The 12,120-nt window shown below is 52.2% G+C and carries 11 protein-coding genes, 1 pseudogene and 1 other annotated feature; of the genes and pseudogenes, 6 read left to right on the forward strand and 6 right to left on the reverse strand.

Annotated elements, in window-relative coordinates; translation table 11 throughout:
• Together ACSZPU_RS18590 and yfiR are read right to left on the reverse strand one after the other, a co-directional pair.
• The coding region (locus ACSZPU_RS18590) for a CHASE sensor domain-containing protein (RefSeq protein WP_499001771.1) at positions 1-545 on the reverse strand (545 nt) is incomplete at its 3' end.
• A pseudogene (gene yfiR, locus ACSZPU_RS18595) lies at positions 538-1,099 on the reverse strand (regulatory sequestration protein YfiR). The gene ACSZPU_RS18590 and the pseudogene yfiR, both read right to left, overlap by 8 nt.
• Before the next feature lie 420 nt (positions 1,100-1,519).
• Here yfiR and aroF point away from each other — a divergent pair.
• From aroF to ACSZPU_RS18610, 3 genes are all read left to right on the forward strand, one after another.
• Positions 1,520-2,590 (forward strand): 3-deoxy-7-phosphoheptulonate synthase AroF, encoded by a 1,071-nt coding sequence (gene aroF / locus ACSZPU_RS18600; RefSeq protein WP_499001775.1) that lies wholly within the window; start codon positions 1,520-1,522, stop codon positions 2,588-2,590.
• Between the two features lie 9 nt (positions 2,591-2,599).
• On the forward strand, positions 2,600-3,721 hold the full coding sequence (gene tyrA / locus ACSZPU_RS18605; protein WP_499001778.1) for a bifunctional chorismate mutase/prephenate dehydrogenase: 1,122 nt from the start codon (positions 2,600-2,602) through the stop codon (positions 3,719-3,721).
• A 67-nt stretch (positions 3,722-3,788) separates the two neighbouring features.
• The gene (locus tag ACSZPU_RS18610; RefSeq protein WP_499001781.1) at positions 3,789-4,661 is read left to right on the forward strand and encodes an SMP-30/gluconolactonase/LRE family protein; all 873 of its coding nucleotides are present in this window, start codon (positions 3,789-3,791) and stop codon (positions 4,659-4,661) included.
• On the opposite strand, the gene pheA is transcribed toward ACSZPU_RS18610, so the two are convergent.
• The 4 genes from pheA to bamD form a co-directional block, all read right to left on the reverse strand.
• Entirely contained in the window at positions 4,658-5,818 is a 1,161-nt protein-coding gene (gene pheA, locus ACSZPU_RS18615; RefSeq protein WP_499001784.1) for a bifunctional chorismate mutase/prephenate dehydratase, read from the reverse strand. The two genes, ACSZPU_RS18610 and pheA, sit on opposite strands and share 4 nt — an antisense overlap.
• 22 nt (positions 5,819-5,840) lie before the next feature.
• Positions 5,841-5,965, reverse strand: a sequence feature (Phe leader region).
• Complete coding sequence (gene pheL, locus ACSZPU_RS18620; RefSeq protein ID WP_499001801.1) at positions 5,917-5,964, reverse strand: pheA operon leader peptide PheL; 48 nt, start codon at positions 5,962-5,964, stop codon at positions 5,917-5,919. Its footprint overlaps the feature before it by 48 nt.
• A 104-nt stretch (positions 5,966-6,069) precedes the next feature.
• Positions 6,070-6,402, reverse strand: a complete 333-nt coding sequence (gene raiA, locus ACSZPU_RS18625; protein WP_499001786.1) for a ribosome-associated translation inhibitor RaiA — start codon at positions 6,400-6,402, stop codon at positions 6,070-6,072.
• Positions 6,403-6,671: 269 nt separating this feature from the next.
• Positions 6,672-7,409, reverse strand: coding sequence for an outer membrane protein assembly factor BamD (gene bamD, locus ACSZPU_RS18630; RefSeq protein WP_499001789.1), 738 nt, complete (start codon positions 7,407-7,409; stop codon positions 6,672-6,674).
• A 130-nt stretch (positions 7,410-7,539) separates the two neighbouring features.
• Between bamD and rluD the strand changes: the two genes are divergently transcribed.
• The 3 genes from rluD to clpB all read left to right on the forward strand — a co-directional run bounded on the left by rluD (position 7,540) and on the right by clpB (position 11,951).
• Positions 7,540-8,520: a 23S rRNA pseudouridine(1911/1915/1917) synthase RluD gene (gene rluD, locus ACSZPU_RS18635; RefSeq protein WP_499001793.1), complete on the forward strand. Its 981-nt coding sequence runs from the start codon at positions 7,540-7,542 to the stop codon at positions 8,518-8,520.
• A complete protein-coding gene (gene yfiH, locus ACSZPU_RS18640; RefSeq protein ID WP_499001796.1) occupies positions 8,517-9,248 on the forward strand; it encodes a purine nucleoside phosphorylase YfiH in 732 nt (243 codons plus the stop codon). Before rluD ends, yfiH begins: the two co-directional genes overlap by 4 nt.
• A gap of 129 nt (positions 9,249-9,377) precedes the next feature.
• The gene (clpB, locus tag ACSZPU_RS18645; protein WP_499001799.1) at positions 9,378-11,951 is read left to right on the forward strand and encodes an ATP-dependent chaperone ClpB; all 2,574 of its coding nucleotides are present in this window, start codon (positions 9,378-9,380) and stop codon (positions 11,949-11,951) included.
• Positions 11,952-12,120 lie beyond the last annotated feature (169 nt).

The following is a 12,120-nucleotide window of genomic DNA, read 5'->3' on the forward strand; positions in this document are numbered from 1 at the left end:
TGCTTCCATCGGGAATAAGGATCTGGCAGCCTGAGTTCCCAACTAAAATACTCTCCAGGAAAACCGGGGCGGTTCATCAGTGACAGGAAAATGAAGTGGCTGATGAGCTTATCAAAAGCCTGCAGTCGAACCTCACCGACATAAATGTCGTTGTGCCAGATGGACTGAGTAATGGGTGAGGGCAATAACCAGCGGCTCAAAAAACCATTGAGCTGGCTGTGATTTTCATCGGGTGACCAGTCCCATGCCGCCAGTAAGCGGTGGTTTTTATCTAAAACCTCGGCTGCTGAGTAATGCCCTTGCTCCCCCAGTATTTTCAGGATGCTTGCGGCCGCCGCTTCGTCGTTGAATTCGAGAGCAGCTTCCAGGCTGTGACTCATTGTCACCCCTGTGAACTCGAGATTTTTTTGTGCATACTGCTGCAGTGTAAATACCGATGCGACGCACAGCAGTAACCAGATAAGCGTCATCGTAATCACGATACTCAGCAGACTTAAACGGCGCAACGTCCTGATAAATGTCGGGCGAGATAATGGTCTATCCATCCTTGTTCTTCCTCGCAAGCATTAAAACATCAGGGTTCACTCGGATCCCGCTTCGGCTGAGAACATCTTCATTGATCGTAAATCTGACGGCTCCCTCATCCGTGAACAGACAAAATGCGCTGCCGCCCAGGCAACCGGGATTTACCTCGGAAATAAGCAATAGCGCACGAGGGTGATAGTGGCTGGCGAGCGAGCGTTTCCTGGGATGCCGGTGCTTCGGTCCCAAAATAGATGCCGTCGCATTGCGATTGCAGCGCCTGCCGATCGCTACTGACCATCACAGGTAAATAGGGGAGTGGCGTACTGTCGCCTGCGTTGCTTAACACATTCGCGAAGCGCGCAGAGCTGAAAATACACAGGCGAGGCAACCCTGCAAGCGATGCCCAGGTGGTGTAACTCACGATGCCGGAAATCATGGCGCGAACCGATTTGACCGGTTCCTGAACATTCTGCGCAAAGAGCGGGGTAAGGGAATAAAATAAAAGAATGAGCAGTAACCATTGGCGGGCCAAATACCTGTACTGAATGCCTACCGTGAGCCGTCGTATCGTCATCAAACAGAGATCAAAAAACCACTCGTGGCAAAGTAACATCTTCGACTCACATACATTGCAGGGATTATAGCGTCCCGTGCCGTCGGCTAATTTTGCCTTATTCACACGAACATTCCGGCATGCGTGTCTTGTATCCGGATGAACTCGCTATGGGGATTGTGGAATAGTGGGCGATACCTCTAATACGGACGTAAAAGCGGTGGGAAAAACAGAATTTCTCTCTGCCTTGCCAACGCTTCTCATCTCATACCTCACGAGTGTATTTAAATGTTTACAATATGTGCCGCATTAATGGGGGTTTAAATAGTGGTGTAAATATATATGTACGTATTTTGGATTGAAATCTTTACTCAGTGTGATATCGTGTCACCTCCTCACTGAGGAACAACTATCGCAAACGAGTCATACAGGATCACCATCATGCAAAAAGACGCGCTGAACAACGTACACATTACCGACGAACACATTCTTATCACTCCGGATCAACTGAAAGCCGCATTCCCGCTGAGCATCGCTCAGGAAGCGCAAATTGCACAGTCCCGCCAGACGATTTCCAACATCATTGCCGGAGAAGATCCGCGCTTGTTGGTTGTTTGCGGTCCGTGTTCAATTCACGATCCAGAAACTGCACTTGAATATGCTCGTCGATTTAAAGCACTTGCCGCAGAGGTCAGCGATAGCCTCTATCTGGTGATGCGCGTCTATTTTGAAAAACCCCGTACCACCGTCGGCTGGAAAGGGTTGATTAACGATCCCCATATGGATGGCTCGTTTGATGTGGAAGCCGGGCTGAAAATTGCTCGCCAGCTGTTGGTGGAGCTGGTCAATATGGGGCTGCCACTGGCAACCGAAGCGCTCGACCCGAACAGCCCGCAATACCTGGGCGACCTGTTTAGCTGGTCTGCCATTGGTGCGCGTACAACGGAATCACAAACCCACCGTGAAATGGCGTCCGGTTTGTCGATGCCGGTGGGCTTCAAAAACGGCACTGACGGTAGCCTGGCTACCGCGATCAACGCGATGCGCGCTGCTGCAATGCCACACCGTTTTGTCGGTATTAACCAGGCCGGCCAGGTCTGTCTGCTGCAAACGCAGGGTAACCCTGATGGTCACGTGATTCTGCGCGGCGGCAAAGCGCCAAACTACAGCCCTGCGGACGTCGCTCAGTGTGAAAAAGAGATGGAACAGGCGGGACTCAAGCCATCGCTGATGGTAGATTGCAGCCATGGTAACTCGAACAAAGATTACCGCCGCCAGCCTGCTGTGGCTGAGTCGGTTGTTGCGCAGATCAAAGACGGAAACCGTTCAATCATTGGTTTAATGATTGAAAGTAACATCCACGAAGGCAATCAATCTTCCGAGCAGCCGCGTAGTGAAATGAAATACGGTGTATCTGTCACTGATGCGTGCATCAACTGGGAAACCACTGAGGCGTTGCTGCGTGAAATTGGCAGCGACTTGCGCAGTAGCCTTGCGGCGCGTCTGGCTTAAGAGGGTGTTATGGTTGCAGAGCTGACCGCGTTACGCGATCAAATAGATGAAGTCGATAAAGCGTTGCTGGAGCTGCTGGCGCGCCGTATGTCACTGGTTGCCGAAGTCGGTGAAGTAAAAAGTAAATACGGCCTGCCGATTTATGTTCCGGAGCGTGAAGCATCGATGCTGGCGTCTCGTCGTCAGGAAGCCGAAGCCCTGGGCGTGGCGCCGGATTTGATTGAGGATGTGCTGCGTCGCGTGATGCGCGAGTCCTATTCCAGTGAAAAGGACAAAGGGTTCAAAACCCTTTGTCCTTCCCTGCGACCCGTGGTGATTGTTGGTGGCAACGGGCAAATGGGGCAACTGTTTGCCAAAATGCTGACGCTTTCTGGCTACCAGGTCCGTATTTTGGAAAAAGATGATTGGGCGCAGGCGCAAACTATTGTCGCCGATGCGGGCATGGTCATTGTGAGTGTCCCTATTCATATCACTGAAAAGGTGATCGCACAGTTACCGCCGTTACCGGAAGACTGCATTCTTGTCGATCTGGCGTCAGTAAAAAGTGGGCCGTTGCAGGCAATGCTGGAAGCGCATAAAGGGCCTGTTGTTGGTCTTCATCCGATGTTTGGCCCTGACAGCGGTAGCCTGGCAAAACAGGTTGTCGTTTGGTGTGACGGGCGTAACCCGGATGCGTATCAGTGGTTCCTGGAACAAATTCAGGTATGGGGTGCGCGTTTGCATCGCATCAGCGCCGTTGAGCATGACCAGAACATGGCGTTTATCCAGGCGCTGCGCCACTTTGCTACCTTTGCGTATGGGCTGCATCTGGCAGAAGAGAACGTTCAGCTTGAGCAGTTGCTGGCACTTTCGTCGCCAATCTACCGCCTTGAACTGGCGATGGTAGGCCGCCTGTTCGCTCAGGATCCGCAGCTCTACGCCGACATTATTATGTCGTCCGAGAACAACCTGGCGCTTATCAAACGCTACTATCAGCGTTTCGGCGAAGCGATCGGTCTGCTGGAGCACGGTGACAAACAGGCGTTTATTGACAGCTTCCGTAAAGTGGAACACTGGTTTGGTGATTACGCCAAACGTTTCCAGAACGAAAGCCGCGTCCTGCTGCGCCAGGCGAATGACAGCCGCCAGTAAAGAAAAAGCCGTTTATACTGAAAAGCCAGTGGGATACCGCTGGCTTTTTTCATTTTAAGGGACAGATATGGCTGAACCGCAACCGCTGTTTGATTATACCGGCCATCTGCCGGAATGCCCGACATGGAGTGAAGAGGAACAGGCGCTCTGGTGGGCTGATATTCTGGAAGGTGAACTGCATCGCTACCATCCCGCTACTGGTGAACACACGGTGCTTTGCTTTCCCGAGGAAGTTGGCTGCTTCGCTTTGCGAGAGAAGGGCGGTTTTATCGTCGCGATGCGCCACGCTATCTGGCTGGCTGATAAACGTGGCCTGCTGATACAGAAAGTCTGTGATAACCCGTCAAACCCGCAGCTGGCGCGTTTTAATGACGGTGGCACCGACCATCTTGGCCGATTCTACGCTGGTACATTCTGGGGGCCAGGCGATTACAACGGCGCGTTGCTGATGCGCATTGATAATGACCTCAAGCCCAGGGTGATTCAGTGTGATATTCACGGCCATAACGGTCTGGCATTCAGCCATGACAAACAGTGGATGTTTACCTCTGATACGCCCAATGGGGTTATCTATCGAACGCCGATGAATGAGCAAGGTGAACCCGGTGTGCGCGAAGTCTTTCGTCGTTTTCAATCTGGAGAAGGGATCCCGGACGGTGCGGCAATGGATGTTGAAGGTTGCTACTGGAGTGCCATGTTCGATGGCTGGCGTATTGCACGCTTTTCGCAGCAGGGAGAACAGCTGACGGAGTATCGTCTGCCGGTACGTTGCCCAACGATGGTCTGCTTTGGCGGTGCGGATATGAAAACGCTGTTTATCACGACCACGAGGGAGAACATGGATGCGCAAGAAGTGGCGGATTATCCTCTTTCGGGGGCGATCTTCACCCTGCCCGTCGACGTGGCAGGAATGAAGAAATCGCGCTTTATTGAGCGTTAAGCCGGATCGACAGGCACGACGTTCTCGCTCGGATAGCAGCCGAGCACCTTGAGCGAGCGGGTGATGGACGTCAACTCGCGCAGGGCTTTTTGCACCTCTAAGGCATGCAAGTTCGCCTGAATGTCCAGATAGAACATCTCTTCCCATGGGTTGCCGTGGATAGGGCGGGATTCCAGCTTGGTCATGATCAGGTTGTGATTACGCAACACCAGTAACGCTTCAACCAGCGCACCTGCCTGCTGGCCTGTGGCAATCAGCAGCGTGGTTTTGGCCGGAACCTGTTCGGAGACATCAATCGCTTTGCGGGCGAGTACCACGAAGCGGGTGATGTTCTGCGTTTGGTTGGCCAGATTGCGCTCCAGTACCTGCAATCCATATAGCGCGCCACCGGCTTCATTACCCAGTGCCGCTACGCGTGGAGAGTTTTCCTGCGCGACGCGTTCCATTGCGGCAGAGGTACTTTCGCAATATTCAATTTTCCAGTGCGAGTAGCGATTCAAAAACTGGCTGCACTGCTGGAAAGGCTGCGGATGGCTGTAGACGGTTTGGATGTTATCCAGATCGGTTGAGCCGGAAACCAGAACGCAGTGGTCAATGGGCACCGTCAGCTCGCCTACAATCGACAGGCTGGTGTGCTGCAGTAAATCGTAAACGTCGTTGATGGCGCCGGAGCTGGTGTTTTCCAGCGGCACAACAGCGTAGTCCGCCTGCCCAGTTTCAACCTGATTAAAGATATCGTGAAATTTCAGACATCCGCTCTCGATAAACTGTTCGAAATGACGAGCAGCATACTGACGCGCAGCCAGATGCGAGTACGAACCTTTCGGACCGAGGAACGCGATACGGGCAGAATGCGGGTTAATTTTGTTGAGATGCTGCTGGAGCAGCGCCTGCTGGGTAAGCACGGAATCTTCAATAATGAGCTGGAACAGGCGGGTGATGTAATGGGCGTCGAGGTGATGTGTTTTACCTAACTGGATAAGACGTTCCAGCAGATCGCGTTCGCGGTCGATGTCCCGCACGGGACGGTGAGAAGCCAGTTTCGCTTTACCCACTTCAACCGCCAGTTGACGCCGCTCGGCCAACAGAGAGAGTAACTGCTCATCCAGGGCGCTTATTTTTACACGTAAATCCAGTAAAGGGTTATCCGCTGTCATGTTGTTGCCTTCGTTGTTATCAATAAAAAAGGCCTCCCGAGTGGGAGGCCTTATTGTTCGTCTTCGCATTCTTTATCACACGACGAAACGCCTCCCAGTCAGGGGAAGGTAAAAAAGAATGCGAAGAAAAACGGGATACGATACATGTAAATTTCCTTTAGTGAGTAACAGTAAAGTACCCGTACTGTTTTCGCTCTGTCAACAAAAAACGCGCCCGAAGGCGCGTTGCTGATTAACTCAATGCTGTGAGGTTATTCTTCTTCAACGAAGTCGGCGTCTTTCACCGAAGTAGTGGCGCGACGCGCTTCACCCTTGTGCTGCACTTTATTGAGCTGCCGTTCCAGCTTGTTGATCAAATCGTTAATAGCAGTATACATATCTTCGTGTTTTGCGCTGGCGACCAGATGTCCGTTTGGCGTATTAATAGTGGCATCTGCAATGAAGCCCTGCGGTTCTTTCGACAGGATGATATGTGGCTTAATAAGATGTGTTTGCCATTTATCCAGTTTGGCGAGACGGTCTGCGACATGTTGGCGAATTGCTGGGGTGATTTCCATTTGTTTGCTGGTAATGTTCACTGTCATAAATGTTACCTCATTGTCTTTCCGTCTTGGTGATTCCAGCATATCTCGGACAATGTCAAAATGTGTGATTTAAATCACATTATTTTGTCACTTTTTGTCAAGGGCAATGTTTTGTGAGGCAGGACGGGAAGAGGGCAAATACTACTTGTCGAAGTCCGGATTACCCGTCATAGTTGATTGGATGACTTGAAGCTAAACCGCTTCATCTCTGGGTTTGAGACATAAAAAACGGCAGCTCATGTGGCTGCCGTTTTGCGTTTTAAAATGACTCAGCTGCTATGACCATTGTTGGCAATAATTTTTGCCACTTTGTCGGCCTGCGCTGTCATCTGCATTTGGCGGTACGCATTTTCCATCAGCGGAAGCGCATCGCGCGTTGCTTTGGTATCCGGGAAGTCACGCATCATACCTTCAACGCGATTCACCACTGCCACCCATGCGCCGCGTTTAGTGTAGTACTCAGCAACAGAGTATTCGTACTTCGCGAGGCGGTCCTTCAGGAATACCAGACGTTTGGTTGCGTCGGTAACATATTGACTACGCGGATAGCCACGAACCAGTTTAGAGAAATCATTAAATGCATCACGCGCGTGCTGCGGGTCGCGGTCGCTACGATCAACGCCAAAGAAGCCCTGCAGAGCACTGTCATCCAACGCCATATTAGTCAGACCACGCATATACATGACATAATCGATGTTAGGATGGGTTGGGTTCAGACGCATGAAACGATCGATTGCTGCCTGAGCCAGCGGGAGATCGGCATTTTTATAGTAAGCGTAGATCAGATCCAGCTGCACCTGCTGCGAGTAAGGTCCGAACGGATAACGGTTATCCAACGCTTCCAGTTGCGTTATGGCTGCCTTCCAGTTACCGTCTTGCAGTTTTTGCTGGGCAGTCGCGTAGATTTCATTTGGCGGATTATCAGGCACCACTTCCTTTGAACCGGAGCAACCCGCCAAAGCCAGGCTCAACGTGGCGGCTGCCACCAGATATTTCATGCGCGTCATGACGATTAGACTTTCCTCAAAATGTGTATGCGGGAGATTGTCTTTCCTGCTCCCGACTAAGACCAGCTACAATAGCACACTATATTATACGGCGAAGCCGTAAAACCCAACGTTAACGAAGAAGCTGTATATGGCACAACGAGTACAACTCACCGCAACGGTTACCGAAAATCAACTCGGTCAACGCTTAGATCAGGCTTTGGCCGAATTGTTCCCTGATTATTCGCGTTCGCGCATAAAAGAATGGATTCTCGACCAAAAAGTACTGGTCAACGGCAAAATCTGTGACAAGCCGAAAGAAAAAGTGTTAGGTGGAGAAAGCGTTGCCATCAACGCTGAGATTGAAGAAGAGGCGCGCTTTGAGCCGCAGGATATCCCACTCAACATTGTCTACGAAGATGATGACATTATTGTTATCAACAAACCACGCGATCTCGTGGTTCACCCGGGTGCAGGCAATCCGGATGGGACGGTGCTGAATGCGTTGCTGCATTATTATCCGCCGATCGTCGATGTACCGCGTGCCGGGATTGTCCACCGTCTGGACAAAGACACCACCGGGCTGATGGTCGTGGCAAAAACGGTCCCGGCACAGACGCGCCTGGTGGAGTCTTTGCAACTGCGTGAGATCACCCGTGAATATGAAGCGGTGGCAATCGGTCACATGACGTCTGGTGGCACGGTTGAAGAGCCTATTAGCCGCCACCCGACTAAACGTACGCATATGTCCGTGCACCCGATGGGTAAACCGGCGGTGACGCACTACCGCATTATGGAGCATTTCCGTATTCATACGCGTCTGCGCCTGCGTCTGGAAACCGGGCGTACCCACCAGATTCGCGTGCATATGGCACATATCACGCATCCGCTGGTGGGTGACCAATTTTATGGTGGCCGCCCGCGTCCGCCGAAAGGGGCGTCGGACGAGTTCATTGCCGCGCTGCGTAAGTTCGACAGACAAGCGCTGCATGCAACGATGCTGCGTCTGTACCATCCGATCACCGGCATCGAGATGGAATGGCATGCGCCAATCCCGCAGGACATGATCGACCTGATTGATGCCATGCGTGCCGACTTCGAAACCCATAAGGATGATGTGGCCTGGTTATGACCAAACTGATTGTCCCTGACTGGCCGCTGCCCTCAGGCGTAGCGGCATCTAGCTCTACACGTATTGGTGGGGTGAGCCTGCCGCCTTATGATTCGCTCAACCTGGGGGCGCACTGCGGTGACGACCTTGTGCATGTTGAAGAGAACCGTAAGCGGATGTTCGCCGCAGGTCAGCTTCCGTCGAAGCCCGTCTGGCTTGAACAGGTACACGGTAAGGATGTCCTGAAACTTACCGGTGAACCTTACGCCAGTAAGCGTGCCGATGCGTCGTACAGCAATACGCCGGGGACAGTTTGTGCTGTGATGACCGCGGACTGCCTGCCGGTGCTGTTTTGCAATCGCGATGGTACCGAAGTGGCTGCGGCTCATGCAGGCTGGCGTGGACTGTGCGCGGGTGTGCTGGAAGAGACCGTGGCCTGCTTTGCCGATAAACCGGAGAATATTCTCGCCTGGTTAGGGCCTGCTATCGGGCCAGATGCGTTTGAAGTCGGTCCTGAAGTCCGCGATGCGTTTATGGCCGAAGATATTGCCGCAGATAGCGCGTTTCGCCCGGTAGGGGAAAAATACTACGCCGATATTTACACCCTCGCGCGTCAGCGTCTGGCGAGAGTCGGTGTGGAGCATGTCTTCGGCGGTGATCGCTGCACCTTCTGCCAAAAGGGTGATTTCTTCTCCTATCGCCGGGACAAAACCACCGGTCGTATGGCAAGTTTCATTTGGCTGATATAACCTAAAGAATCAAGACGATCCGGTACGTGTAACTTTCTTTTCGCATAATTCAGGTCATTCACCTTGAATAATTGAGGGATGACCTCATTTAATCTCCAGTAGCAATTTTGACCTGTTATGGGGGGAATTATGCGTCTGGATCGTCTTACCAATAAATTCCAGCTTGCTCTTGCCGATGCCCAGTCGCTTGCACTGGGGCACGACAACCAATTCATCGAACCTCTTCATCTAATGAGCGCCTTGCTGAATCAGGAAGGGGGATCGGTACGTCCTTTATTAACCTCTGCGGGTGTTAACGCAGGGCAACTGCGTACGGCCATCGAGCAGGCATTAAGCCGCCTGCCGCAGGTGGAAGGTACCGGTGGCGATGTACAACCTTCGCAAGACCTCATGCGAGTGCTGAATCTCTGCGACAAGCTGGCGCAGAAGAGAGGGGATAATTTTATTTCGTCAGAACTTTTTATTCTGGCGGCCCTTGAATCACGCGGTTCGCTTGCCGACCTGCTGAAATCAGCCGGTGCGACAACGGCAAATGTGACTCAGGCTATTGATCAAATGCGTGGAGGTGACAACGTGAACGATCAAGGGGCCGAAGACCAACGTCAGGCCTTGAAAAAATACACGGTCGATCTGACCGAGCGTGCCGAGCAAGGCAAGCTCGATCCGGTTATCGGGCGTGATGAAGAAATTCGCCGTACCATTCAGGTACTGCAACGTCGTACCAAAAACAACCCTGTCCTGATTGGTGAGCCCGGTGTCGGTAAAACCGCCATTGTTGAAGGGCTGGCGCAGCGTATTGTTAACGGCGAAGTGCCGGAAGGTTTAAAAGGCCGCCGGGTACTGGCGCTGGACATGGGATCGCTGGTGGCCGGGGCGAAATACCGTGGTGAATTTGAAGAGCGCTTGAAAGGCGTACTTAACGACCTCTCCAAACAGGAAGGTAACGTTATTCTCTTTATTGATGAGTTACACACCATGGTGGGAGCGGGGAACGCGGACGGTGCGATGGACGCCGGGAACATGCTGAAACCGGCGCTGGCACGTGGTGAACTTCACTGCGTGGGCGCCACGACGCTCGACGAATATCGCCAGTACATCGAAAAAGATGCGGCGCTGGAACGTCGCTTCCAGAAAGTGTTTGTGGCTGAACCTTCTGTTGAAGACACTATCGCGATTCTGCGTGGTCTGAAAGAGCGTTATGAGTTGCACCACCATGTGCAGATCACTGACCCGGCTATCGTGGCGGCGGCGACCTTATCGCACCGCTATATTGCTGACCGGCAGTTGCCGGATAAAGCTATCGACTTGATCGATGAAGCGGCATCCAGCATTCGTATGCAGATTGACTCTAAGCCGGAAGAACTCGACAGACTCGATCGCCGTATTATCCAGCTCAAACTGGAACAGCAGGCGCTGCTGAAAGAGTCGGATGATGCCAGTAAAAAACGTCTGGAGATGCTCAACGACGAGCTGTCTGACAAAGAGCGGCAGTATTCCACATTAGAAGAAGAGTGGAAGGCTGAGAAAGCGTCACTGTCCGGCACTCAGACGATTAAGGCCGAGCTTGAGCAGGCGAAAATCGCGATTGAGCAAGCGCGTCGTGTTGGTGACCTGGCGCGGATGTCTGAGCTGCAGTACGGCAAGATCCCGGAACTGGAAAAACAACTGGAAGCGGCCACTCAGTCCGAAGGTAAAACGATGCGTCTGTTACGTAATAAAGTGACGGATGCGGAAATTGCCGAAGTGCTGGCGCGATGGACCGGCATTCCGGTTGCCCGAATGATGGAAGGTGAACGGGAAAAACTGCTGCGCATGGAGCAAGAACTGCATCAGCGTGTGATTGGCCAGGATGAAGCCGTTGAAGCCGTATCGAACGCTATCCGCCGTAGTCGGGCCGGGCTGTCCGATCCGAATCGGCCGATTGGTTCCTTCTTATTCCTTGGGCCAACCGGGGTGGGGAAAACCGAGCTGTGTAAATCGCTGGCGAATTTTATGTTTGATAGCGATGACGCCATGGTGCGGATCGATATGTCCGAGTTTATGGAAAAACATTCGGTATCGCGTCTGGTGGGGGCACCTCCGGGATATGTTGGCTATGAAGAAGGTGGCTACCTGACCGAAGCGGTGCGTCGCCGTCCTTACTCCGTCATTCTGTTGGATGAGGTTGAGAAAGCGCACCCGGATGTGTTCAACATTCTGCTGCAGGTGCTGGACGATGGTCGTCTGACCGATGGGCAGGGGAGAACGGTAGACTTCCGCAATACGGTGGTCATCATGACCTCTAACCTGGGTTCGGATTTAATTCAGGAGCGATTCGGCGAACTGGATTACGGTCATATGAAAGAACTGGTGTTAGGTGTGGTCAGCCACAGCTTCCGTCCGGAATTCATCAACCGTATAGATGAAGTGGTTGTGTTCCATCCGCTGGGTGAAAAACACATTGCTTCTATTGCTCAAATCCAGTTGCAGCGTTTGTACAAACGCCTGGAAGAGCGTGGCTATGAAGTCAGCCTTTCCGATGAAGCCTTGAAACTGCTGAGCGAGAATGGTTTTGATCCGGTGTATGGTGCACGGCCTTTGAAACGTGCAATTCAGCAGCAGATTGAAAACCCGCTGGCGCAGCAAATTTTGTCTGGCGAACTTATTCCGGGCAAAACAATTCAATTAGTTGTGAAAGATGATCGAATTGTGGCAGTGCAGTAAGCCACAAAACAGCAAAAACGAGCCCTCAGGGGCTCGTTTTTGTTTAAAAACCAGGCAAAAATGATCCCTCAACATCTGTTTTGCCTGGAAAGTGAGCGAACGATAATTTTTTTGAATTTTATGCTTGTCACTTCCGAAGAACTCCCTATAATGCGCCTCCACTGACACG

Source organism: Phytobacter sp. V69 (genome assembly GCF_965644215.1).
Taxonomy (GTDB): domain Bacteria; phylum Pseudomonadota; class Gammaproteobacteria; order Enterobacterales; family Enterobacteriaceae; genus Phytobacter.